At 61.9% G+C, this 25,132-nt stretch carries 21 protein-coding genes; 10 read left to right on the forward strand and 11 right to left on the reverse strand.

All coding sequences use genetic code 11. The features are described from left to right. Positions 1 to 78 precede the first annotated feature (78 nt). The 9 genes from JKA62_RS11350 to bioB form a co-directional block, all read right to left on the reverse strand. The gene (locus tag JKA62_RS11350; RefSeq protein WP_201817823.1) at positions 79 to 1,368 is read right to left on the reverse strand and encodes a GGDEF domain-containing protein; all 1,290 of its coding nucleotides are present in this window, start codon (positions 1,366 to 1,368) and stop codon (positions 79 to 81) included. Between the two features lie 210 nt (positions 1,369 to 1,578). Further along, positions 1,579 to 3,693, reverse strand: coding sequence for a cytochrome-c peroxidase (locus JKA62_RS11355; RefSeq protein WP_064380303.1), 2,115 nt, complete (start codon positions 3,691 to 3,693; stop codon positions 1,579 to 1,581). 260 nt (positions 3,694 to 3,953) lie between these two features. Beyond that, a complete protein-coding gene (locus JKA62_RS11360; protein WP_011336238.1) occupies positions 3,954 to 5,759 on the reverse strand; it encodes a phenylacyl-CoA dehydrogenase in 1,806 nt (601 codons plus the stop codon). Between the two features lie 275 nt (positions 5,760 to 6,034). Then, positions 6,035 to 6,331, reverse strand: a complete 297-nt coding sequence (locus JKA62_RS11365) for a hypothetical protein (RefSeq protein ID WP_011336239.1) — start codon at positions 6,329 to 6,331, stop codon at positions 6,035 to 6,037. Between the two features lie 106 nt (positions 6,332 to 6,437). Continuing rightward, the gene (gene bioD / locus JKA62_RS11370; protein ID WP_201817824.1) at positions 6,438 to 7,118 is read right to left on the reverse strand and encodes a dethiobiotin synthase; all 681 of its coding nucleotides are present in this window, start codon (positions 7,116 to 7,118) and stop codon (positions 6,438 to 6,440) included. Beyond that, on the reverse strand, positions 7,115 to 7,921 hold the full coding sequence (gene bioC, locus JKA62_RS11375; RefSeq protein WP_011336241.1) for a malonyl-ACP O-methyltransferase BioC: 807 nt from the start codon (positions 7,919 to 7,921) through the stop codon (positions 7,115 to 7,117). Before bioC ends, bioD begins: the two co-directional genes overlap by 4 nt. Continuing rightward, positions 7,914 to 8,645 (reverse strand): alpha/beta fold hydrolase, encoded by a 732-nt coding sequence (locus tag JKA62_RS11380; RefSeq protein WP_201817825.1) that lies wholly within the window; start codon positions 8,643 to 8,645, stop codon positions 7,914 to 7,916. The genes bioC and JKA62_RS11380 overlap by 8 nt, the downstream gene beginning before the upstream one ends. Beyond that, positions 8,638 to 9,816 carry an 8-amino-7-oxononanoate synthase gene (gene bioF, locus JKA62_RS11385; protein ID WP_201817827.1) on the reverse strand — a complete coding sequence of 393 codons (1,179 nt, stop codon included), beginning with the start codon at positions 9,814 to 9,816 and terminating at the stop codon, positions 8,638 to 8,640. The genes JKA62_RS11380 and bioF overlap by 8 nt, the downstream gene beginning before the upstream one ends. Before the next feature lie 68 nt (positions 9,817 to 9,884). Next, positions 9,885 to 10,940 (reverse strand): biotin synthase BioB, encoded by a 1,056-nt coding sequence (bioB, locus tag JKA62_RS11390; RefSeq protein ID WP_011336244.1) that lies wholly within the window; start codon positions 10,938 to 10,940, stop codon positions 9,885 to 9,887. Positions 10,941 to 11,031: 91 nt separating this feature from the next. On the opposite strand from bioB, the gene JKA62_RS11395 reads away from it, so the two are divergent. From JKA62_RS11395 to rarD, 5 genes are all read left to right on the forward strand, one after another. Then, positions 11,032 to 11,772 carry a ComF family protein gene (locus JKA62_RS11395; RefSeq protein WP_201817829.1) on the forward strand — a complete coding sequence of 247 codons (741 nt, stop codon included), beginning with the start codon at positions 11,032 to 11,034 and terminating at the stop codon, positions 11,770 to 11,772. A 58-nt stretch (positions 11,773 to 11,830) separates the two neighbouring features. Then, positions 11,831 to 12,595, forward strand: coding sequence for a TOBE domain-containing protein (locus tag JKA62_RS11400; protein WP_201817831.1), 765 nt, complete (start codon positions 11,831 to 11,833; stop codon positions 12,593 to 12,595). 69 nt (positions 12,596 to 12,664) lie between these two features. Beyond that, positions 12,665 to 14,566 (forward strand): PhoX family protein, encoded by a 1,902-nt coding sequence (locus tag JKA62_RS11405; protein ID WP_064380288.1) that lies wholly within the window; start codon positions 12,665 to 12,667, stop codon positions 14,564 to 14,566. A gap of 116 nt (positions 14,567 to 14,682) precedes the next feature. Next, entirely contained in the window at positions 14,683 to 15,657 is a 975-nt protein-coding gene (locus tag JKA62_RS11410) for a serine/threonine protein kinase (protein WP_011336248.1), read from the forward strand. Positions 15,658 to 15,723: 66 nt separating this feature from the next. After that, positions 15,724 to 16,611 carry an EamA family transporter RarD gene (rarD, locus tag JKA62_RS11415; protein ID WP_011336249.1) on the forward strand — a complete coding sequence of 296 codons (888 nt, stop codon included), beginning with the start codon at positions 15,724 to 15,726 and terminating at the stop codon, positions 16,609 to 16,611. A 223-nt stretch (positions 16,612 to 16,834) separates the two neighbouring features. Here rarD and JKA62_RS11420 read toward each other — a convergent pair whose 3' ends face one another. Further along, positions 16,835 to 17,353 (reverse strand): glycine cleavage system protein R, encoded by a 519-nt coding sequence (locus JKA62_RS11420; RefSeq protein WP_011336250.1) that lies wholly within the window; start codon positions 17,351 to 17,353, stop codon positions 16,835 to 16,837. A 454-nt stretch (positions 17,354 to 17,807) separates the two neighbouring features. On the opposite strand from JKA62_RS11420, the gene JKA62_RS11425 reads away from it, so the two are divergent. After that, complete coding sequence (locus tag JKA62_RS11425) at positions 17,808 to 19,985, forward strand: malate synthase G (protein WP_011336251.1); 2,178 nt, start codon at positions 17,808 to 17,810, stop codon at positions 19,983 to 19,985. Positions 19,986 to 20,056: 71 nt separating this feature from the next. Here the strand turns inward: JKA62_RS11425 and JKA62_RS11430 are convergent, their stop codons facing one another. Continuing rightward, positions 20,057 to 20,503: a response regulator gene (locus JKA62_RS11430; protein ID WP_011336252.1), complete on the reverse strand. Its 447-nt coding sequence runs from the start codon at positions 20,501 to 20,503 to the stop codon at positions 20,057 to 20,059. Between the two features lie 253 nt (positions 20,504 to 20,756). Between JKA62_RS11430 and JKA62_RS11435 the strand changes: the two genes are divergently transcribed. From JKA62_RS11435 to JKA62_RS11450, 4 genes are all read left to right on the forward strand, one after another. Then, positions 20,757 to 22,697 carry a putative nucleotidyltransferase substrate binding domain-containing protein gene (locus tag JKA62_RS11435; protein WP_201817837.1) on the forward strand — a complete coding sequence of 647 codons (1,941 nt, stop codon included), beginning with the start codon at positions 20,757 to 20,759 and terminating at the stop codon, positions 22,695 to 22,697. After that, on the forward strand, positions 22,694 to 23,401 hold the full coding sequence (locus JKA62_RS11440) for a 3'-5' exonuclease (protein ID WP_011336254.1): 708 nt from the start codon (positions 22,694 to 22,696) through the stop codon (positions 23,399 to 23,401). Before JKA62_RS11435 ends, JKA62_RS11440 begins: the two co-directional genes overlap by 4 nt. A 110-nt stretch (positions 23,402 to 23,511) precedes the next feature. Continuing rightward, the gene (locus JKA62_RS11445; protein ID WP_011336255.1) at positions 23,512 to 24,030 is read left to right on the forward strand and encodes an RNA polymerase sigma factor; all 519 of its coding nucleotides are present in this window, start codon (positions 23,512 to 23,514) and stop codon (positions 24,028 to 24,030) included. After that, the gene (locus JKA62_RS11450; protein WP_201817840.1) at positions 24,027 to 24,998 is read left to right on the forward strand and encodes a FecR domain-containing protein; all 972 of its coding nucleotides are present in this window, start codon (positions 24,027 to 24,029) and stop codon (positions 24,996 to 24,998) included. Before JKA62_RS11445 ends, JKA62_RS11450 begins: the two co-directional genes overlap by 4 nt. The last annotated feature ends 134 nt before the right edge of the window (positions 24,999 to 25,132 follow it).

Genomic DNA, 25,132 nt, shown 5'->3' on the forward strand with positions numbered 1-25,132 from the left:
TTCAGCAGATTGCTTCAACCTACTGCCGGCCACCCTGCCCCACAATCACTGTCCAGACGCTGAATGCGCCGTCATCACTCAACCTGCGGCGTTGTCCATGCGCACCGCGCCACGGCGGTTCTGCCCGAACGCCATCACACAGTTTCGCCCTGCGCCCTTGGCGCTGTAGAGCGCCTGGTCGGCGGATTTCAGCACTTCTTCCGGGGTGCGCTGCTCCAGACGCTCGGCCACGCCGATGCTGACCGTGACCGACACGCTGGACGCCCCCGAACCCGAGCGGCGCTGACGGCCCTGCTGATCATCCTGCGGGCGACTTTCCTGATTGCGCAGCTGAATGTTGTAGGACGCAATCGACTCGCGGATGACTTCCAGGTGCGGCATGCACTCTTCGAGGGTCTTGCCCGCAAACACCAGGGCGAATTCCTCACCGCCATAGCGATACGCCCTACCGCCGCCGCTGATTTTGGACAGCTTGCTGGCGACCAGACGCAACACCTGATCCCCCACGTCGTGGCCGTGGGTGTCGTTGAATTTCTTGAAATGATCGACGTCGCTCATCGCCAGCACATAGTTGCGACCCAGACGCTGCATGCGCTCGTTGAGTGCGCGGCGGCCCGGCAAACCGGTAAGTTCGTCGCGAAAGGCCATTTGATACGCCTCGTGCGCTACCGCTGCCGCAATCATCAGCATGACCTGGCTGCACATGATGTTCAGGGTGAACGGCAGGATGAAGGTTTTCGGCAGCATCCAGAACACCCCGAGCAACCCCACCAGTTGCGCCGCGTGCAGCGGACGCGGGTTGCGCCAGTATTGCCAGGCCAGAAGCAGGAACGCCGAGATGAACACCGGATACGACAACTGGATCAGGCTCATCCACGCGCCGTGCAGCGCCGGCCAGCGGATCTCGGAAAGCCACATCAGCAAGGCCTGCGGGTAGCTTTGCTCGAGCCCCAGCGCCACGCTGCCAAAGGCCAGCAGCACGGCGAAGCGCGCGATCATGTCCTGAAACAGATGCGTGCGTTCCTGCCATGCGGCGAACAGACCGAACAGCAACGGCAGCAACAGACAGACCAAGTGGAACACCACGGCCGCATCTTCGCGCACCTTGCCGTTGTCGCGGTAATAGTCAGTCTGGGTGTCGAGCAGGAAGTAGGCGATGTACACCGTGACCATCAGAAACAGCTCGCGCTGGCGTCGGTAAACCGCACAGTACGAACCGCCCAACAGCAGCACCAATGTCGGCAACACGTTAAACAGCGAGGTGAAGAACACGTTGAGGTCTTTGACGTACGCAGCCGCTAACCCCGCGAGCAACAACAGCAGTGACGGCAGGAAATGACTGAAACGTACAGCGGAAGAACGCGGCAAGGGTAAAAGCTCCGACCCGTCATGGCAAAGAGATGGCATTGTGCCTGCAATGTGGCCAGTTAAGCACACACAATGTGATCCAGATCACAGGCTGTCTCTTTAACGGCCGAAATCGGCAGTTGCTGAGTAATTCAGTAAGGTTTTTTGCGCAATGGCCGCTAGACGGCCACCATGGCCATCATTCTTGATGGCCATGGTGTGTTTTTATGCTCAGAGATCGTTGTAGAACGGCTGCAATGGCCCCTCTGCCGCCGGCCGGCCTTCAGCACCGTAAGGCTTGAGATTGAGCGATGCGTCCATCGCCTGACGGGTCGTGACTTTCGGACTGGCCGGACGCTGGGTCACGGCATTTTCATCGCCGATGTGGCCCTGCGGAATCACCAGCGACGGATGATCGAACGGTGCGCGCTCCCATGCCACGCGAGGATCGGTCAGGCCGACCTCCATGAATTTCACCAGCGCGTCGATTTCATCGGGCGTCAGGTTCAGCGCCGTCATGTCCGGGTCGAGGTTGGAAGTGTTGTGCTGGTTCACCGCCGGATGCTCAAAGCCGCTGGTGTTGTTGGCATCTTCACCGCGCCGGTCACCGCCACGGTTGTAGAACTCCATCACCTGCTTGAGCGTCGAGCGGCTGCCGTTGTGGAAGTACGGCCCGGTCAGGGCGATGTTACGCAGGGTCGGGGTCTTGAATGCGCCGTCGACCGAGTCGCGGAAACCGACATTCGGTTTGAGCGTGGCATCGCACGGAATCGCCGCACTCAACGGTGCCTCGAACGTGCAGACATCGACGTCCAGCGGATCGACCGAGCGACCGCCCTGCAACACGCTGTTGTACTGCCGGGTGAACGACCATGGATTGCCCCAGGCATCCGCGCCGCCGAGGGCCAGGTCTTCCGAGGTCGGGCGCACACCGGTGTTGTAGAAGCCGTTGTCGTAAAGGGTGGTCAGGTTGTCGGCCATCACCATCCGCTCAATGCGTTCGCGCGGGTGCATCAGCAGGCGGCTGGCGGCGTTGGTCAGCTCCGGACCGCCGTGGCAATTGACGCATTTGCCCTTGCCGAGAAACAGGTTCATGCCCTCCACCTGTTGCGCGTTCATTGCCGTGTGATCGCCCTGCAGGTAAGCATCGATCGGCGCCTGATCGGACACCAGCGTCGCCTCATACATCTGGATCGCCAGGCCGAAAAACAGCGGGAAGTTGGCCTCCATCTGGGTGTACGGCACGCCGCCCACCAGAACGTTTTGCGTGGCGTTCCACAGCCGGGGCTGGAAGGCGTTCTTGATCAGTTCGCGATAGGTCGGCCGCCGTGCGCCCGATACTGGAGCCAGCACCGAGTCGGTGGATGAAATCCTTTGCTGCTTTAGCATCAGCGTGTCGAGCATCCTGCGGCCGATGTCGGCAAAGGTACGGCCACCGCAGGACATTTCCACCGGGCTGCCGGGCGGGCCGACGGCTTGCGAGGCGGCAGACGCATCGTTGAGCGCCAGCCGCACTTTGGTCGCAACCGTGCTGCGTTCGCTGGTCACGTAGATCCCGGCATCCGGATCGCGATTACCGAACGGCGAGAAGCCGTTGAACACGTTGTTGGCCCGACCGTCCCAGAAGTTGCGCACGTTGAACGCGGCATTGATCACCGACGGCGCATTGCGCCCGGTGCTGCGACGCACGTTGATGCCACCGACCTGGAAAATACCGTCCGGCTGCTGAGTACATTTGTCGAAACGCGCCTGATTGGGTTTGACGAAGTTGGCGTCGAACACGCCTTGCGAGCCGACCACATCGTCCGTCGAGTACACGATGGGCGAGTTGCGCTCCAGCGGATTGCTCAGCACGTGGGTCGGGAAGTCGGTTTTCTTCAGCGTGTAGTTCGGGCCGCCCTTGCCGCCGGACAACGTCGCGTAGGACGCCACATCACCGGGAATGTCCGAGGCTACAAACGGCTTGTTGAAGATCGACGCGACATTGGCGTTGGTATGGGCCTGGCCGGGGTTGAGCTGGTTGGTGATGCGGTGGTCGACGCCGGCGTGGTAGTGGCAGGAAGCGCATGCCGTGGAGCCGTCGCTGCCGATCTCCATGTCCCAGAACAGCGCTTTGCCCAGCAGGATCGCGGCCTGGCGATTGAGCACGTAGTCGGTCATCAGGTCGACCTTGCGCCCGCCTTCGGTTCCGGACGGATCGGGGGGCACCATCCCGCGCAGTGATTGCAGCGAAGGCACCTCCGGCACGGGAGGATCGACCACGGCGGGGTCGGCGGCCCATGCGCTGTGGACTGACAGCGCGATGGGTAACCAGAAGGTCAAACGAGCGAGTCGACTGATGTTCATAGGCTTCACCCTGACTGTTGTTGTTAAGTGCCGGGCGTCTTGCTTCTTTGAGCAGGCAGTTCTGGTTAGCACCGGTAAATCGGGCAGTGCAATTAATTGGCCAGTCCTCTGGAAACATTTTGAATCAATAAGCGCAAGGGGTCGGCTGAGCAGCGACCTCATCAATGCTGGGGAATCAGCCCCGGGATTGGGGAAATCCGGGCACAAAAAAACCGCTGCCCCCGAAGGAGCAGCGGTTTTTCGAAAGACCGCGTTAAGGCTTAGTAGCCCAGTGCGAAGTCTTCTTCTTTCATGTCCATCAGGTTGTTGGCGCCCGACAACATGGTGGCCACGTGCGTACGGGTACGCGGCAGGATGCGCTGGAAGTAGAAGCGCGCGGTTTGCAGCTTGGCGGTGTAGAACGCCTCGTCGGTGGTGCCGGCAGCCAGTTTTTCGGCAGCCAGACGCGCCATGTCAGCCCAGAAGTAGGCCAGGCAGGCGTAACCGGAGTACATCAGGTAGTCCACCGAGGCCGCGCCGACTTCTTCGCGATCTTTCATTGCAGCCATACCGACCTTCATGGTCAGCTCGCCCCACTCTTTGTTCAGTGCAGCCAACGGTGCGACGAATTCCTTGACGGCTTCGTTGCCTTCGTTGTTCTGGCAGAACTTGTGGACGATCTTGGTGAAGCCTTTCAGCGCCTCGCCTTGAGTCATCAGCACTTTACGGCCCAGCAGGTCGAGTGCCTGGATGCCGGTGGTGCCTTCGTACAGCATCGAGATGCGGCTGTCGCGAACGTTCTGCTCCATGCCCCACTCGGCGATGAAGCCATGGCCGCCGTAGATCTGTACGCCGTGGTTGGCGGATTCGAAACCGACTTCGGTCATGAACGCTTTGGCGATCGGAGTCATGAAGGCCAGCAGTGCGTCGGCTTTCTTCTTCTCTTCTTCATCCACGCCGTATTTGACGATGTCGACCTGTTTGGCGGTGAAGTACACCATCGCACGGTTGCCTTCGGCAAATGCCTTCATGGTCAACAGCATGCGGCGTACGTCTGGGTGAACGATGATCGGGTCAGCGGCCTTGTCCGGCGCTTTCGGGCCAGTCAGGGAACGCATTTGCAGGCGATCGCGAGCGTATTTCAGGCCGCCCTGGAAACCGATTTCGGCGTGGGCCAGACCTTGCAGTGCGGTACCCAGACGTGCGGTGTTCATGAAGGTGAACATGCAGTTCAGGCCTTTGTTCGCCGGGCCGATCAGGAAACCGGTCGCGCCGTCGAAGTTCATCACGCAGGTCGCGTTGCCGTGGATGCCCATCTTGTGTTCGATCGAACCGCAGGTCACGGCGTTACGGGTACCGACGGTGCCGTCGGCGTTCGGCAGGAACTTCGGAACGATGAACAGGGAAATGCCTTTGGTGCCGGCCGGTGCATCCGGCAGGCGGGCCAGTACGATGTGGACGATGTTGTCGGCCATGTCGTGTTCACCGGCCGAGATGAAGATCTTGGTGCCGGAAACTTTGTAGGAACCGTCGGCCTGAGGTTCGGCCTTGGTACGCAGCATGCCCAGGTCGGTGCCGCAGTGCGGTTCGGTCAGGCACATGGTGCCGGTCCATTCGCCGGAGACCAGTTTGGTCAGATAGGCTTCCTGCTGCTCTGGGGTGCCGTGTTCGGAGATGGTGTTCATCGCGCCGTGCGACAGGCCCGGGTACATGCCCCACGACCAGTTGGCTTCGCCGACCATCTCGCTGACAGCCAGACCCAGCGACTCAGGCAGCCCCTGACCGCCGTGCTCGACGTCATGGGCCAGACTTGGCCAGCCGCCTTCGACGAATTGCTTGTAGGCCTCTTTAAAGCCGGTCGGGGTTTTCACGCCGGACTCGCTCCAGGTGCAGCCTTCGGTGTCACCCACGCGGTTCAGCGGTGCCAGCACTTGCTCACAAAACTTGGCGCCCTCTTCGAGAATGGCGTCAACCATGTCCGGCGTTGCTTCTGCGCACGCTGGAAGGCTCTGATAGTGCGCTTCGTAGCCGAGCAGTTCGTCACGAACGAAGCGAATATCACGCAAGGGGGCCTTGTAGTCAGGCATAGCGATAAACCTCTGCTGATGTAACCGGGAATGAACGACCGCATTGATTTGTTGTGACGGTCAAACAGTTGTTTGAAACATACGTTTACGCCGAAATCTTGTCAAGCGTCGTTCTTTTGCCATTCGTCATCACATTTTCCGAACGCCGGACACAGCAGCGCGACATGTGCCCGACCGAGCCATGTGCACTGAAAAAAGATTAGTTGAGGGAGAAGGACTTACAACGAAAAACGCCGCGAACAGTCGCGGCGTCTGGCAAAGCGCGGATCAAAAAATCAGGCGAACGTATCGATGATCGTACCGAGCATTTCATCGGAAGCCTTCGCGACTTTCGTGCCCAGCTCCACTTGAAACTTGCCTTGGGCCATCTCGGCCATGGCGCTGCCCGGATCCATTTGCTGGCTGCGATCCACTCCGCGCAGGCGATCGATCTGGGCTTCGGAAGACTGGCTGGTGACCGAGCGCTCGATGGTGTTGTTGGCGATCTGGCTGGCGGCCTGATCGACGCGGTTCTGCCCGGTCTGGATGGTGCTCAGACCTGCATAAAAAGCTGTGTTTCCGGAGATTTCCATGGGAGCTCTCATCCTTGGGAAGGATCGATGGGTGCCATTGAACCAGAGGCGTCAGAAAAACACCCGTCAAAAACACTAATGGCACAGTGCCTTGTCATAGCCAAAATCAGTCGAGCAGATCCAGTTGCAAGTGATCGGCGACCGCTTCAGCGCTAACCGCCTTCAGCTTCGGCACCCGCCCCAGGCACGGCGCCGGAATCCGCTCGGCGAGTGTCGCGAGGTTTTCCTCCAGCCGCGACGTCTTCGGATCAATGATGTTCGCCACCCAACCGGCCAGTTGCAGCCCGTCACGAGCGATCGCTTCAGCGGTCAACAGCGCGTGGCTGATGCAACCCAGACGCACGCCGACCACCAGAATCACCGGCAACTTCAGCGCAATCGCCAGATCCGACAGATTGTCCTGATCCGCCAACGGCACCCGCCAGCCGCCTGCGCCTTCGATCAGCGTGAAGTCGGCGTTCATGGCCAGAATCTCGCGCATCGGCCCCAGCAACGATTGCACGGTCAGCGCCACACCCGCCTCACGCGCTGCCAGATGCGGCGCGATCGCTGGCTCGAACGCCACCGGATTGACCTGTTGATACGTCAGCGGCAACGAGCATTCGGCCTGCAACGCCAGCGCATCGGAATTGCGCAGACCTCTGGTCGTCACCACGCAACCGGACGCTACCGGTTTGCCCGCCGCCGTACTCAGCCCCGCCGACCGCGCAGCGTGCAGCAACCCGGCGGCGACGGTGGTCTTGCCAACGTCAGTGTCGGTTCCGGTGATGAAATAGGCTGCGCTCATAAGGGTTTCTCCAACACGGCGTAGACCACCTGGTAGGTCGCCGGCAATCCCGCAGGCTGACGGAACTGCTCGTAGGCCTCGACCAGCCCCAGAATCCGCGCCCGCCCGGTCAATCCACCCGGCCGGCCAGGGTTCAGGTTATGCGCGCCCAAGGCCTTGAGTTCATGGGTCAGGCTGCGCACATCCGGGTAATGCAGCACATGCGGCCGGTTCTCCAGACAAACACTGCGCAAACCACTGGCCGCGCACAATTGCTCGTAGCGGGCGAATTCGCGGAAGCGGTTGACGTGCACCAGACCATCGACCTGACGCCAGCTATCGCGCAATTCGTAAAGCGTCCCTGCACAAAGACTAGCAAACGCGAAAATCCCCCCCGGCTTCAGCACCCGAAACGCTTCACCGAGCACCGCTTCAAAGTCCGCGCACCACTGCACGGCAAGGCTGGAGAAGATCAGATCGCAGGTCGAATCCTGTAATGGCAAACGTTCGGCATCGCCAGCAATAAAGTGCATGGCCCCACCCAACGGCCGCGCGTGATGGAGCATGCCCTCAGCGATATCCAGTGCCAGCCCCTCACCAAATCGCTCGGCCAGCGCCCGAGTGAAATACCCGGTGCCACAGCCCAGATCCAACCAGCGTGCCGGGCGAAAATCCACCGGCAAGCGATTCATCAACTGCGTACCGACATCGCGCTGCAACTCGGCGACGCTGTCGTAGCTGGCCGCTGCGCGAGAAAAAGAAGCCGCGACCTGGCGCTTGTCAGGCAAGCCGCCGGGCAACGCCGCAACAGACAAATCAGTCATCACCGCACTCACTTAAAAACGCCTGGATAGCACCCGCCACACCGTGGGGATCCTCCAGAAGAAACGCATGGCTGGCCTGCTCGATCAGGCCGACCTCGACATCCGCCAGCAACGCGAACAGCTCGCCCGCGGCCTCCGCCGGCACCAACCCGTCCAGCCCGCCGAACAGATGCAATTGCGGGCCACGAAACGCCTGCAAGGCAGCGCGCGTATCGATCTGCGCCAACAATTCCAGACCGGCCATCAACGCGGCCGGCGAGGTATTCGGCGCGCCGCCGAGCAACAGCCGCGACAAGCCGCGCGCGTCTTGCGCGCCCTGGGCACACAGCAGAGAGAATCGCTTGAGGGTCGTGCGCGGGTCGGCGCTGCAGCCGGCCAGAAACGCATCGAAAGTCTCGCCGGGCATCGCGCTCGGCCATTGTTCATGGGCGACAAACGAAGGATTGCTCGCCAGGGTCAGCAAGCCGCAGCAATGTTCGCCACGCCGCGCCGCCAGCTCGGAAGCGAGCATCCCGCCCAGTGACCAGCCGCCGAGCCAGGCATCTTCGGGGATGCGCTCATCGAGCTCGTCGAGCCAGTCGTTCAGATCGCTGGAGTCCAGCTCCGGCAACGGCTCGATGTCGACCTGCAGGTGCTCGTCGAGTCCGCGTAACGCAGCGGCCAGCGGCTCCAGCGGCGAAACGCCGAGGCCCCAGCCCGGTAGCAGAATCAGGCGATCACGCATGGCTTGGCTCCGACTTGAGTTGCGCAAAGCAATCGGCCAGTCCTTCCAACAATAGCTGCACCTGTGCCTCGCTGTGAGCGGCGGTCAGCGTCACCCGCAACCGCGCGCTGCCGGCAGGCACGGTCGGCGGGCGGATCGCGGTGACCATCAGTCCACGCTCGCGCAGCATCTGCGACAGACGCACGGCGCGACCGGCATCGCCGATCAGGATCGGCTGAATCGGCGTGAAGCTGTCCATAAGTTCCAGACCGATCTGTTCGGCGCCGTGGCGGAATTGACGAATCAGCGACTGCAAATGCTCGCGACGCCAGTGTTCGCTGCGCAGCAGCTCCAGACTCTTCAAGGTTGCGCAGGCCAGCGCTGGCGGCTGGCTGGTGGTGTAGATGTACGGACGGGCGAACTGGATCAGGCTTTCAATCAGCTCTTCACTGCCGGCGACGAACGCCCCCGCCGTGCCGAACGCTTTACCGAGCGTGCCGACCAGCACCGGCACATCTTCCTGGCTCAAACCGAAATGCTCGACGATCCCGCCACCGTTTGCCCCCAGCGGGCCGAAACCGTGGGCGTCATCGACCATCAGCCAAGCGCCTTTGGCCCTGGTTTCCCGGGCCAGCGCCGGCAGATCGGCGAGATCGCCGTCCATGCTGAACACGCCGTCAGTGACCACCAGCGTATTGCCGGTGGCTTTCTCCAGACGCTTGGCGAGGCTGTCAGCGTCGTTGTGCAGATAACGATTGAAGCGCGCGCCGGACAACAATCCGGCATCCAGCAACGAGGCATGATTGAGCCGATCTTCGAGCACCGTATCGCCCTGCCCGACCAGCGCCGTGACCGCGCCGAGATTGGCCATGTAACCGGTGGTGAACAACAGCGCGCGCGGCCGTCCGGTGAGGTCTGCCAGAGCTTCTTCCAATTCGTGATGCGGGCCGCTGTGGCCGATCACCAGATGCGAGGCACCGCCGCCGACGCCCCACTTCGAGGCACCGGCGCGCCAGGCTTCGATCACTTGCGGATGATTGGCCAGCCCCAGGTAATCGTTGTTGCAGAACGCCAGCAGCGGCTGACCGTCGACCACCACTTGCGGCCCTTGCGGGCTTTCAAGCAGCGGTCGCTGGCGATAGAGATTGTCGGCACGACGGGCAGCAAGGCGTGCGGCGAGATCGAAAGACATGCAAGCCTCACGGGTGGCAAATGAATCAGCAGGCACAGCCCGAGGCAGCGCCTGAGAAGAACGGGCGATCAGACCGCCGCGTTGTAGAACTGCTCGCTGCTCTTCTGCTCCACCAGCGCCTGTTCGATGGCAGCCTGATGTACTTCGTCAGCATGCTCTTCGCGTGCTTCCGGCTGAATGCCCAGACGTGCGAACAGCTGCATGTCCTTGTCGGCCTGCGGGTTGGCGGTGGTCAGCAGTTTGTCGCCGTAGAAGATCGAGTTGGCGCCGGCGAAGAACGCCAGGGCCTGCATCTGCTCGTTCATCGCTTCGCGTCCGGCGGACAGGCGCACGTGGGATTGCGGCATCAGGATCCGCGCCACGGCGAGCATGCGGATGAAGTCGAACGGATCGACGTCGTCAGCGTTTTCCAGCGGCGTACCGGCGACTTTCACCAGCATATTGATCGGCACCGATTCCGGGTGCTCCGGCAGGTTGGCCAACTGGATCAGCAGGTTCGCGCGGTCATCGAGGGACTCGCCCATACCGAGGATGCCGCCGGAGCAGATTTTCATCCCCGCATCGCGCACATAGGCCAGGGTCTGCAGACGCTCGGCATAGGTGCGGGTGGTGATGATGCTGCCGTAGAACTCCGGCGAGGTGTCGAGGTTGTGGTTGTAGTAGTCGAGGCCGGCCTTGGCCAGCGCTTCGGTCTGATCCTGATCGAGACGACCGAGGGTCATGCAGGTTTCCAGGCCCATGGCCTTCACGCCTTCGACCATCTTCAGCACATAAGGCATGTCCTTGGCCGACGGGTGCTTCCACGCCGCGCCCATGCAGAAACGGGTCGAACCGATGGCCTTGGCGCGTGCAGCCTCTTCGAGGACTTTCTGCACTTCCATCAGCTTTTCTTTTTCCAGCCCGGTGTTGTAGTGACCGGACTGCGGACAATATTTGCAATCTTCCGGGCAGGCGCCGGTCTTGATCGACAGCAGAGTGGAAACCTGGACGCGGTTGGCGTCGAAATGCGCGCGGTGCACCGTCTGCGCCTGGAACAGCAAGTCGTTGAATGGCTGAACGAACAGTGCTTTGACTTCGGCCAAAGTCCAGTCGTGACGCAGGGTGGCAGTGGTGCTGGCGCTCATGGGCGTTTCCTTGGTTATGCTTGGCTGGCGCCTGGGGAAACGGAATACCCACAGGCACGACACGGATGTTCGGCATATTTAAGGAAGAGTCATGCGCTGTCAACCAGACTACGAAAGACCGGTTTACATCTGGTTAAAAAACAAACAACACTGCTTGTTGTGTGACGAACCGGCAGACGCGCAAATCCCGATCTGCACCGCTTGCGAAACCGATCTGCCGTGGCTGGGCGATCAATGCCTGACCTGCGCCCTGCCCTTGCCCGCTTACGGCCTGACCTGTGGCGGCTGCCTGCAGGAACCGCCGGCCTTTGAAACGGTGGCCGTGCCCTGGACTTACAGCTTTCCGGTGGACACGCTGATCACCCGTTTCAAACACAACGGCAAATGGCCGCTTGGCCACTTGCTCGCCGACGTTCTTGGCCAATTCCTGCAACATCGCTTCGAAGAAGACCTGCCGCGCCCGGACGCCCTGCTGCCGGTGCCGCTTGCACCCAAACGCTTGCGCCAGCGCGGCTTCAATCAAGCGGCGATGCTGGCGCAGTGGCTGGGCAAGTCACTCGACCTGCCTTGCGAGGAGCACAGCCTTTTGCGCGTGCAGGATACCGACGCCCAGCAGACCCTCAACGCCAAGGCGCGTAAACGCAATCTGCGTCACGCCTTCGCCTTGAGCCCCGATGCCCTGGTGCAAGGCCGGCACCTGGCTCTGGTCGACGACGTGCTGACCACCGGCGCCACCGCTCAGGCACTGGCCCGTTTGCTGATGGACGCCGGCGCCGCGCGGGTGGATGTGTACTGCCTGGCCCGCACGCCAAAACCCGGCGACGCGGCTTGACGGATACGCTTCGAGCCGCCAACGTCCTCCCTCAACCCTTCAGCACAAAGCGTCCGCCATGGCCCTGCCCTCTTTGTTGTCCCAGCACATCGTCCGCCGTCCACAGCGCATAGCCTTGCTGCAACACATCGCCGAACAGGGTTCGATCACCCGCGCCGCAAAAAGCGCCGGCCTGAGTTACAAGGCGGCGTGGGATGCCATCGATGAGCTGAACAACCTTGCGCAAAAGCCTCTGGTCGAGCGCGCGGTCGGCGGCAAGGGCGGCGGTGGCGCCAGACTCTCGAGCGAGGGCGAGCGAGTGCTGCGCCTGTATCAAAAGCTGCAAGCCTTGCAGGCTCAAGTACTGGAAGCAGCCGAGGACGCCAGCGATCTGGACCTGCTCGGTCGGCTGATGCTCAGGACCAGCGCGCGCAATCAGTTGCACGGCAAAGTCGTGCTGATCGAAGGTCAGGGCCGCAACGACCTGATCCGCCTCGAACTGGCCGAAGGCCTGTCGATCGACGCGCAGATCACCCACGACAGCACCGTGCACCTGGAGCTGCAACCGGGCACCGAAGTGGTGGCACTGATCAAGGCCGGCTGGCTCGAACTGCTCGCTCCACAGGCCACACCTGCCGTTGGCCAGAATCTTTTGAGCGGCCGGATCGAGGCGATTCTCGACGCCGAAGACGGCCCGAGCGAAGTGCGCATCGCCCTGCCCAACGGCCAGACCCTGTGCGCGCTGGCCGAACCGCTGGACTTGCGCACCCGGGGCCTGACGGTCGAGCAAGCGGTGCAGGTGCAGTTTTCCCCGTCGAATGTGCTGCTCGGAACACCGCTCTAAACAGCGCTGCAACGAAAGCGTCATCGACCCGCATTAAGGTGGCTGCCAAAACCATGCAGGGAGCCTGATGTGAGCCTATTAGAAGAAAACCAATCCACAGACCTGGAAAAAATGGTCGGCCTGAGCCGTCGCGGGTTCATCAGCGCCGGCGCGCTGTGCGGCGCGGCGATGTTCCTCGGCGGCAACCTGCTGAGCCGCAGCGTGCTGGCCGCCAGTGTCAGCGCCGGAAACAGCCGTCTGCTCGGCTTCGACAGCATTCCGGCGGCCACCACCGACACCATCAGCCTGCCCAAGGGCTACAAGTCGTCGGTGCTGATCAGCTGGGGCCAGCCGCTGCACAAGAACGGCCCGGCCTTCGACCCGAGCGGCAATGGAACCGCGGCCGCACAGGAAGTGCAGTTCGGCGACAACAACGACGGCATGAGCCTGTTCGAATTCCCGGGCGAGAAAAACCGCGCGTTGATGGCGATCAACAACGAATACACCAACTACCGCTACCTCTACCCGCACGGCGGCATGCCGCAGTCGGCCGAGGACGTGCGCAAGGCTCTGGCCTGCGAAGGCGTGTCGGTGATCGAAGTGCAGCGCAAGAACGGCCAGTGGCAGTTCGTCCAGGGCTCGCGCTACAACCGGCGCATCCACGGCAACTCGCCGCTGCGTATCAGCGGCCCGGCCGCCGGTCACGAGCTGATGAAAACCAGCGCCGACAAGCACGGCAAGAAAGTCCTCGGCACCTTCCAGAACTGCGCCAACGGCAAAACGCCGTGGGGCACTTATCTGACCTGCGAAGAGAACTTCACCGACTGCTTCGGCAGCAGCAACGCCCAGCAACAATTCGACCCGGCGCAGAAACGCTACGGCGTGTCGGCCGCCAGCCGCGAGATCAACTGGCACCTGTTCGACCCGCGCTTCGACATGGCGAAGAACCCCAACGAGCTCAACCGTCACGGCTGGGTCGTGGAGATCGACCCGTTCGACCCGCAATCGACCCCGGTCAAACGCACCGCGCTGGGCCGCTTCAAACATGAAAACGCCGCACTGGCCGAGACCGACGACGGTCGCGCCGTGGTGTACATGGGCGACGACGAACGCGGCGAGTTCATCTACAAATTCGTCAGCCGCGACAAGATCAATCACCGCAACGCCAAAGCCAACCGCGACATCCTCGATCACGGCACGCTGTACGTCGCCAGGTTCGATGCCGGCGACGGCAATCCGGATCACCCGAAAGGCCAGGGCCAGTGGATCGAACTGACCCACGGCAAGAACGGCATCGACGCCAGCAGTGGTTTCGCCGATCAGGCCGAAGTGCTGATTCACGCACGTCTCGCCGCCAGTGTGGTCGGCGCCACGCGCATGGACCGTCCGGAATGGATCGTGGTCAGCCCGAAAGACGGCCAGGTTTATTGCACCCTGACCAACAACGCCAAACGCGGCGAAGACGGGCAACCGGTGGGCGGGCCGAACCCCCGCGAGAAGAACGTCTACGGGCAGATCCTGCGCTGGCGCACCGACCGCGACGATCACGCGTCGAAGACCTTCGCCTGGGATTTGTTCGTGGTCGCCGGCAACCCGAGCGTCCACGCCGGTACGCCGAAAGGCGGCTCTTCGAATATCACCCCGCAGAACATGTTCAACAGCCCCGACGGCCTCGGCTTCGACAAGGCCGGGCGGTTGTGGATCCTCACCGACGGAGATTCGAGCAACGCCGGTGATTTTGCCGGGATGGGCAACAACCAGATGCTCTGCGCCGATCCTGCGACCGGGGAAATTCGCCGGTTCATGGTCGGGCCGATCGGCTGTGAAGTCACCGGGATCAGTTTCTCGCCGGATCAGAAAACCCTGTTCGTGGGGATTCAGCACCCGGGCGAGAACGGCGGTTCGACCTTCCCCGAGCACCTGCCGAACGGCAAGCCACGCTCATCGGTGATGGCGATTACCCGTGAAGATGGCGGGATCGTCGGCGCCTGATCGGGCGACGCTCTGCTCGTTCCCGTGCGCTGCGCGGGAACGATCCCACTCAAGACCGCCCGTCTGCGCTACCATGCTGAGCCGGACGCGGCAGCCTGCTGCGCGCAGGAGTCAGCATGGCCCACCCGTTTGAAACCCTCACCCCAGACCTCGTGCTCGATGCCGTCGAAAGCATCGGCTTCCTGAGCGACGCGCGCATTCTGGCGCTCAACAGTTACGAAAACCGCGTCTATCAGGTCGGCATCGAAGACTCGGAACCGCTGATCGCCAAGTTCTATCGCCCACAGCGCTGGACCAACGAAGCCATTCTCGAAGAACACCAGTTCACCTTCGAACTGGCCGACGTCGAGATCCCGGTGGTGGCGCCATTGATCCACAACGGCGAAACCCTGCACGAACACGCCGGATTTCGTTTCACTCTGTTTCCCCGTCGCGGTGGCCGGGCGCCGGAACCGGGCAATCTCGACCAGTTGTATCGCCTCGGCCAATTGCTCGGGCGCATGCATGCAGTCGGCGGCACCAAACCGTTCGAACACCGCGAAGCACTGGCGGTGAAGAACTTCGGCCATGACTCGCTGACCACTTTACTGGAAGGCAACTTCATTCCCAGGAGCCTGCTGCCGGCCTACGAGTCTGTCGCCCGCGACCTGCTCAAGCGTGTGGAAGATGTCTACGCCAACACCCCGCACCAGAACATCCGCATGCACGGCGACTGCCACCCCGGCAACATGATGTGCCGCGACGAGATGTTCCACATCGTCGACCTCGACGACTGCCGCATGGGCCCGGCGGTGCAGGACATCTGGATGATGCTCGCCGGCGATCGTCAGGATTGTCTCGGGCAGCTGTCGGAGTTGATGGACGGCTACAACGAATTCCATGACTTCGACCCGCGCGAACTGGCGCTGATCGAACCGCTGCGCGCCTTGCGCCTGATGCATTACAGCGCCTGGCTGGCCCGGCGCTGGGACGATCCGGCGTTCCCCCGCAGCTTTCCGTGGTTCGGCAGCGAGCGGTATTGGGGCGATCAGGTGCTGGCGTTGCGTGAGCAGCTGGCGGCGCTGAACGAAGAGCCGTTGAAGCTTTTCTGACACGACACGTCTATACAACTGCCCGTACAATCGCTGCTTTGTTAGCTGCCTAAGCAAGGATTCTGCATGCAAGCCGCCAACCCGCGTCGCGGGTACATTCTGGGCCTCAGCGCCTACATCATCTGGGGACTGTTCCCGCTCTACTTCAAAGCCATCGCCGAAGTGCCGGCGGTGGAAATCATCATTCATCGAGTGCTGTGGTCGGCGCTGTTCGGCGCGCTGCTGTTGATGGTGTGGAAGCATCCCGGCTGGTGGCAGGAACTGCGCGACAACCCGAAACGCCTGGCGATTCTTGCGCTCAGCGGCACCTTGATCGCGGCCAACTGGCTGACCTACGTGTGGTCGGTGAACAACGGCCGGATGCTGGAAGCGAGCCTCGGTTATTACATCAACCCGCTGGTGAACGTGCTGCTGGGCATGCTGATCCTTGGCGAACGCTTGCGCCGCATGCAGTGGCTGGCGGTCGGTCTGGCGGCTATCGGTGTGGCGCAGCAGGTGTGGCAGGTCGGCAGCCTGCCGTGGGTATCGCTGGTGCTGGCGCTGACCTTCGGTTTCTACGGGCTGATCCGCAAGCAGGCGCCGATCAAGGCGTTGCCGGGGCTGGTGGTGGAAACCTGGATGCTGGTGCCGATCGCCCTCGCGTGGCTGCTGTTCAATCCGACCGCCACCAGCGCTCAGGCCGAGTTCTGGACCACCTCCGAAGCCTGGTGGCTGGTGGCAGCCGGTCCGGTGACGCTGGTGCCGCTGGTGTGCTTCAACGCGGCCGCGCGGCATCTGCCTTACACCACCCTCGGCTTCCTGCAATACCTGGCGCCGACGCTGGTGCTGCTGCAAGCCGTGCTGCTGTTCGGCGAGCACTTGTCGTCCAGCACACTGATCGCCTTCATGTTTATCTGGGCCGGTCTGGCGGTGTACAGCGTCGATGCTTGGATGAGTCTGCGTCGGCGCAGCTGATCAAAAAACGCACAAACCTTCACAGGCCACGGTTCTCGTGGCCTGTATCGTTCCTTCCCAAGGTTATCCACAGCGTGATCCCCGCCGTTTGTGCGCAAGTCACTGAATGCTGGCGGTTTTTTGATCAATCTTCGGCAAGCCACGGCGGACGTGGCCTGGCGCTCAGTCTCTACAGGTTATCCACAGGCAGGTGCACGTTTAAACTGGATAACCCGATCCGTCTTCACAGGTCGGTGCGCAGCACCAGTTCCACCATCAAGTCATCGGCCAGGGTTTCCAGGCGCGATTGCAGCACGTCCAGCGACAAAGTCAGCGGCACCGCGAGAATCGCTTCGGCATGGAACAGCGGTTCACTGCTCATCGGTGCCGGACGTACTTCGGTCACCAGCCGTTCGAGATTCACGCCCTGCTCGCTCAGCAGCCGGGTGATGTCACGCACGATCCCCGGACGATCATTGCCCACCAGTTCCATGGCGATCGGTTTCCAGGTGCAGGCCTGTTCGATACCGCTTTCGGCCACCAGCACGCGAATCCCCTGTGCCGACAGTGCTTGTAAGGCATCGACTAATTCGTCGTAAGCCTCCGCCGGCACGCCGACCCGCAGGATCCCGGCGAACTGCCCGGCCATGCGTGACATGCGGCTTTCCAGCCAGTTGCCGCCGTGTTCGGCGATGCATTGGGCGATGCGCTCGACCTGCCCGGGCTTGTCCGGTGCGAAGACGGTGAGTACGAGGTGATCCATGGCGCAGCCCTCTTGTCATAACTTTTGTTATAGAAGAGCAAGTATAGGCAAGCGTTCGACAGACGCCTCAGACGCTCGAAATCACAAATCGTGTACAACTTTTTATATTTAGCTGGAACAATCCATTGGTTTTTTGAGAACATCCCGTTCCGCGCCGTGACCGCAATGCGTCATGGGGTCGCAGAACGACGTAATTAGTCCGATTTTCACAACCGCAACTCATCATGTAGTATGCCGCAGCGCGCACTACATAACGCTGGATCGATGTCTGCCCAAGGCACGTTCGCAACCCTGAAAGCCCCGTCAGCAAGGCCCCCAAGCCGTTGATTGGTCCCAGCCCAGCCGCCAGCGATGGCATGTACTGGTCGAGGGGTTTGTGGTTTAAATGGCCAGAGGCTTCATTGTTAAATTGAAGAGCTGAAAAGCGAAATAGCTGAGCAGAGTGAGGCAAGCAATGACTGAACACGTTCAAGTCGGTGGCCTGCAGGTCGCCAAAGTCCTGTTCGACTTCGTGAACAACGAAGCCATTCCCGGTACCGGCCTCACCGCCGACAAATTCTGGGAAGGTGCCGACAAGGTCATTCACGACCTGGCGCCGAAGAACAAAGCCCTACTCGCCAAACGCGATGACTTCCAGGCTCGTATCGATGGCTGGCACCAGAGCCGTGCCGGTCAGCCCCACGACGCCGTGGCCTATAAAGCCTTCCTGCAAGAGATCGGTTATCTGCTGCCAGAAGCGGCTGATTTCCAGGCAACGACGCAAAACGTCGATGACGAAATCGCCCGTACCGCCGGCCCGCAACTCGTGGTCCCGGTGATGAACGCCCGCTTCGCCCTCAACGCCTCGAACGCCCGCTGGGGTTCGCTGTACGACGCCCTGTATGGCACCGACGCCATCAGCGAAGCCGGCGGCGCGGAAAAAGGCAAAGGCTACAACAAGGTGCGTGGCGACAAAGTCATCGCCTTCGCCCGTGCGTTCCTCGACGAAGCCGCGCCATTGGCGACCGGCTCCCACGTCGATTCCACCGGCTACAAGATCGCTGACGGCAAACTGGTCGTCACCCTCAAGGGCGGCAGCACCAGCGGCCTGCGCAACGACGCACAGCTGATCGGCTTCCAGGGCGATGCCAATGCGCCGATTGCGATCCTGCTGAAGAACAACGGCCTGCATTTCGAAATCCAGATCGACGCCAGCACCCCGGTCGGCCAGACCGATGCCGCCGGCGTCAAAGACATCCTGATGGAAGCGGCGCTGACCACCATCATGGACTGCGAAGACTCCGTCGCTGCCGTCGATGCCGACGACAAAGTGGTGATCTACCGCAACTGGCTCGGCCTGATGAAGGGCGATCTGGCGGAATCCGTGTCCAAGGGCGGCCAGACCTTTACCCGCACCATGAACCCGGACCGCACCTACACCAAGGTCGACGGCAGCGAACTGACCCTGCACGGCCGTTCGCTGTTGTTCGTGCGTAACGTCGGTCACCTGATGACCATCGACGCGATCCTCGACAAGCATGGCAACGAAGTGCCGGAAGGCATCCTCGATGGTCTGGTGACTTGCCTCGCGGCGATGCACAACCTGAGCGGCAACACTTCGCGCAAGAACACCCGCACCGGTTCCGTGTACATCGTTAAACCGAAAATGCACGGCCCTGAAGAAGCGGCGTTCACCAACGAGCTGTTCGGTCGCATCGAAGACGTGTTGGGCCTCAAGCGCAACACCCTGAAAGTCGGGATCATGGACGAGGAACGCCGCACCACGGTCAACCTCAAGGCCTGCATCCAGGCGGCCAGCGAGCGCGTGGTGTTCATCAACACCGGTTTCCTCGACCGCACCGGCGACGAAATCCACACCTCCATGGAAGCCGGCCCGATGGTGCGCAAGGCTGACATGAAGGCCGAGAAATGGATCGGCGCCTACGAGAACTGGAACGTCGATATCGGTCTGAGCACCGGCCTGCAGGGTCGTGCGCAAATCGGTAAAGGCATGTGGGCGATGCCCGACCTGATGGCAGCGATGCTCGAACAGAAAATCGCTCACCCGCTGGCCGGCGCCAACACTGCCTGGGTTCCGTCGCCGACCGCCGCTGCGCTGCACGCGCTGCACTACCACAAGGTCGACGTGTTCGCCCGTCAGGCCGAGCTGGCCAAGCGTGCCCGCGCTTCGGTCGATGACATCCTGACCATCCCGCTGGCGGTCAACCCGAACTGGACCCCGGAGCAGATCAAGAACGAACTGGACAACAATGCCCAGGGCATTCTCGGTTACGTGGTGCGCTGGATCGACCAGGGCGTGGGTTGCTCGAAGGTGCCGGACATCAACGACGTCGGCCTGATGGAAGACCGTGCGACGCTGCGTATCTCCAGCCAGCACATCGCCAACTGGCTGCGCCACGGTGTCGTCACCGAAGCGCAAGTGATGGAAAGCCTCAAGCGCATGGCGCCGGTGGTGGACCGTCAGAATGCCAACGACCCGCTGTACCGTCCGCTGGCCCCGAACTTCGACAGCAACATCGCCTTCCAGGCGGCGGTCGAACTGGTGATCGAGGGCACCAAACAGCCGAACGGCTACACCGAGCCGGTCCTGCACCGTCGTCGTCGCGAGTTCAAGGCTGCCAACGGCCTTTAACCTGCGCGGATGCCGGACACGAAAAAGCCCTGATCTTTCGATCAGGGCTTTTTTTGTTTGCGCCGGATTGGCTAGGGCTCGATCCCCAACTCATGCCTGACCAGTCCAAGCAATTTGGCGGTATCGATAGGTTTGAGCAGGAAATCCACTACGCTCAAATGCATCGCCGCAATCGCATCCTTCACGTCGGCATCACCGGACACAATGATGATCGGCAGCGCCGCCCTGACGGATTCGCGCACCTGGCGGATCAGCTCCAGGCCATCGACGTTGCCCATGCGCAGGTCGGTGATCACCAACCCGATCGAAGGTTTTTCCGCGAGCATTTTCAGCGCGGTTTCGCCGCTGGCCGCGGTCAGGCAGCGAATGCCATCCAGTGCCAGGATCTCCGACAACAACTCGCGGGCATCCTTGTCGTCGTCGACAATCAGTACCCGCTGCGGCGGCAGGTCGGGTTCCAGCATGACGGCGCTGAGCGCTTCCCGCTCGGCGTCGCTCAAAATATCGTGGTCGGACATGGCGTTCTCTACGTTTTCAATTCGATCCCCTGGCACAGTGGTCAGACATCGCTGGGCAGAGCTTCAATGTGCACTTCGTCGGATTTTTTTCCAAGGGGCGAACCGAAGAATTTCCGACTGATTTTGTAGGGCATATCCGAAAACTCCCCAACGGCATGCCCAACCTAGACTTACGTCCAATGGGCACCCCGCGCGATGGGGTCGACCATGGCTGCAACGATCCGACAACAACAATTCGAAAAAGACTGCGGTAATGGTTATGAGTAAAGCGGACGCCTTCACCCAGGCAGGGAAAACCGCGGTGTTGCAGAACATTCAGGGCACTTTGCAATTCCTCCAGCGCTTCCCCCCTTTCAATCAAATGGAACACGCTCACCTGGCCTATCTGGTGGAGCAATGCCAGCTGCGCTTCTACGGTCAGGGCGAGAGCATCATCAAACCCGCTGACGGGCCGGTCGAACACTTCTACATCGTCAAGCAGGGCCGGGTGGTGGGCGAGCGTCCGCACACGGCCAAGGGCGGCACCGAAACCACGTTTGAAATTACGACCGGCGAGTGTTTTCCCCTTGCCGCGCTGCTTGGCGAACGGGCAACCCGCACCGAGCATCTGGCCGGTGAAGACACCTTCTGTCTGCAACTGAACAAACTGGCGTTCATCAAGCTGTTTGCTCTCTCCAACACCTTCCGCGATTTCGCCCTGCGCGGGGTCAGCAGCCTGCTCGATCAGGTCAACCAGCAAGTCCAGCAGAAAGCCGTGGAAACCCTCGGCACCCAGTATTCGCTGAACACCCGTCTCGGCGAATTGGCCATGCGCCATCCGGTGACCTGCAGCTCTTCCACCCCACTGCGCGAAGCAGTGAAGCTGATGCACGAACAACAGGTCGGCAGCATCGTCGCGGTGGATGAGCACAAGGCGCCGCTGGGGATTTTCACCCTGCGCGATCTGCGGCATGTAGTGGCTGAAGGGGTTGACGATTTCAGCGAGCCGATCGACCGTCACATGACCCGCTCGCCGTTCTATCTGTCGCCGGATCACAGCGCCTTCGACGCGGCGATTGCCATGACCGAACGGCACATCGCCCACGTCTGTCTGGTCAAGGATCGGCGCCTGTGCGGCGTGGTCTCCGAGCGGGATCTGTTCTCGCTGCAGCGGGTGGATCTGGTGCATCTGGCGCGGACCATTCGCAGCGCCCAGCGGGTCGAACAACTGGTGACCCTGCGCGGCGAGATCGGCCAACTGGTGGAGCGCATGCTGGCTCACGGCGCCTCGTCGACCCAGATCACCCACATCATCACCCTGCTCAACGATCACACCGTGTGCCGGGTGATCGAACTGACCCTCGCCGAAAAAGGCGATCCCGGTGTGCCGTTCAGTTGGCTGTGCTTCGGCAGCGAAGGCCGGCGCGAGCAGACGCTGCACACCGATCAGGACAACGGCATTCTGTTCGATGCGCGGGATGCGGCCCATGCGGCGGAGATTCGCGGCAAGCTGCTGCCCATCGCCCAGCAGATCAATACCAGCCTGGCGCAATGCGGTTTCACCCTGTGCAAGGGCAACGTCATGGCCGGCAATCCGCAGCTGTGCCTGTCCCGTGCCGAATGGGCCCGACGCTTTGCCGCGTTCATTCGCGAGGCGACGCCGGAGAACCTGTTGGGCTCCAGCATCTATTTCGACCTGCGCGTGGTCTGGGGTGATGAACAGGGTTGCGAACAATTGCGCCGGGGGATTCTCGATCAGGTCGGCGACAATCGTCTGTTCCAGCGGATGATGGCCGAGAACGCCTTGCGCAACCGCCCGCCGGTCGGAAGATTCCGTGAGTTCGTGCTGACGAAAAAGAACGGCGAGAAAGCCACCCTGGACCTGAAGATTCAGGGCCTGACCCCGTTTGTCGACGGTGCGCGCCTGCTGGCGCTGGCCCATGGCATCGACGCCAACAACACCCTCGAACGCTTCCGCCAGCTGGTGGATAAAGAAGTCATCGACCGGCTGGATGGCGCCGCGTACGAAGAGGCGTACCACTTCATTCAGCAGACGCGCATGCAGCAGCATCAATTGCAGACCCGGGAAAACCTGCCGTACTCGAACCGGGTCGATCCCGACAGCCTCAATCATCTGGACCGGCGCATCCTGCGTGAATCCCTGCGCCAGGCCCAGCGCCTGCAAAGCAGCCTGACCCTGCGGTATCAGCTATGAGCCTGTTCTCGTGGCTGCGTCCGGCCAGCCCCGTTGTGCCGGACGACCTGCAACAGCGCCTGACGAAACTGCCGGCCATCGGCGAACTGCGCGAGTGCAGCCTGCGCGAGCAGCGCTGGGTAGTGCTGGATCTGGAAACCACCGGGCTGAACCTGAGCAAGGATCGGGTGCTGTCGATCGGCGCGGTAGTGATCGAGGACGGTGCGATCGACTTCAGTCAGCAGTTCGAACGCACCCTGCAATGTCACGAGTTGAAACTCGGCCCGAGCGTGTTGATTCACGGCTTGGCCCCGAGCGCGATTGCCGCCGGCAGCGAGCCCACCGAAGCTTTGGTCGAGCTGCTGGAGTTTATCGGCGACAGTCCGGTGCTGGCGTTTCATGCTTCGTTCGACCAGCACATGCTCGGCCGCGCACTGAAGGAGCACCTGGGGCACAAGTTGCAGACGGTGTTTCTCGATGTGGCGCAGATCGCCCCGCTGGTTTGCCCGCAGGCGCACATTCGAGAGGCGGGGCTGGACGAGTGGATCGACTGGTTCAAGCTCGAAGTGTTCGAGCGCCACCATGCGAGTGCCGATGCCCTGGCCACGGCGGAACTGGCGCTGATCCTGTTCAGCCGGGCGCGCCAGCAGCAGATCCACAGCCCGCTGAATCTGCAGCAACGCCTGAGTCAGTGGAAGCGCCGCCAGCAGACGCATTCGTTCTGAATCCGGGTTGTCGCCCGACAACCCGACCGGTGGCCAATTGCTAACCATTCCCACCTCTGCCACAATCGCGAACAATTCTCGTTAGTTAACACTTCCCAATCGGTGTCGTCGTGTCTTCAGCCCAAAGCCCTCACAGCGAGCTCGTCGGTGCGTTGTATCGCGACCACCGTGGCTGGCTGCTGGCCTGGCTGCGCCGTAACGTGGCTTGCCCACAACGGGCCGAAGACCTGAGCCAGGACACTTTCGTCCGCCTGCTCGGCCGCGACGAACTGCTGACACCGCGCGAACCCCGGGCATTTCTGGTGGCGATCGCCAAAGGGTTGTTGTTCGACTACTTCCGCCGGGCGGCGCTGGAACAGGCGTATCTGACCGAACTGATGCTGATCCCCGAGGGCGAACAGCCCTCGGTCGAAGAACAGCAACTGATCCTCGAAGACCTCAAGGCCATCGACCGCATGCTCGACAAGCTGTCGACCAAGGCCCGCGCCGCTTTCCTCTATAACCGCCTCGACGGCCTGACCCACGCCGAAATCGCCGACAAACTCGGCGTGTCGGTCCCCCGCGTGCGTCAGTACCTGGCCCAGGGCATCCGCCAGTGCTACATCGCGCTGTACGGTGAGCCGACATGAGCCCGGCCAGTTCTAGACCGGTCCCGGCCCATGTGCTGGACGCGGCGATTGCCTGGCAATTGACCCTCGATTCCAGCACGCCGCTGGAGCGCGAAGAGTTTGCCAAATGGCACGCGGCCAACGAAGAACACGCTCGCGCCTGGCGTCAGCTGGGCATGCTCGACCAGCGTTTCAGCGTGGCCAAGGGCCCGGCACGCAACGCGTTGCTGCAATCGCGCGAAGGCATCCGCCGTCGGGTACGCAAACTGGGCAGCGGGCTGGCCAGTGTCGTGGCAGTGGTCGGTCTGGCGTTGTTTGCCGGCGAACGTTATCTGCCGCTGGATTACTGGCTCGCCGATCAACGCACCGCCACCGGTGAACAGCGCACCGTGCGGCTGGCCGACGGCACCGTACTCAATCTGAATACCCACAGCGCCGTAGATGTCCGCTTCGATGACAAGCAACGCCTGATCGTGTTGCAGGAAGGCGAAATCCTCGTCGAAACCGGTCACGGCGATGCACGGCCGTTCATCGTCGAAACCGCCGAGGGCAGCATGCGCGCCCTCGGCACGCGGTTTCTGGTCAAGCGCGAAGACGCCGGCACGCGCCTGAGCGTGTTGCAGTCGGCGGTGGCGGCGCATCCGCAATCCGATCCGCAGGAACAGATTCTGCGCGAAGGCCAGCAAGTGCTGATCCGCAATAACGGTCTGGATTCGGTGGTGGCGCTCACCCCCGGCGCCGATGCCTGGACCCGCGGTATGCTGGTAGTGGACAACGCACGCCTGGAAGACCTGGTGCATGAACTCGGCCGTTATCGTCGCGGCCATCTGGGCATCGCGCCGGAAGTCGCCGACCTGCGCATTACCGGCAGCTTCCCGCTGCACGACACCGACAAGGCGCTGAACGCCCTGCTGCCGACCCTGCCGGTGCAGATCGAACAGCACACGCCATGGTGGGTGACCGTGGCCAAGGCGGATCCGAAGCCCTGACATTCGCTGCTGCCTGCCCGCGACAGGCCACCTGCCCCCCTGAAAACGGACTTTCTGCTGACTTGCACAGCGATGCCGTTCGTTAATCGAAATTATTTTCATCCAGCCCTATTACTTTTCGAATCTCGTCCGGC

Origin of the sequence: Pseudomonas sp. B7 (assembly GCF_016735645.1) — a bacterium.
In the GTDB taxonomy this organism is placed as follows: domain Bacteria; phylum Pseudomonadota; class Gammaproteobacteria; order Pseudomonadales; family Pseudomonadaceae; genus Aquipseudomonas; species Aquipseudomonas glycinae.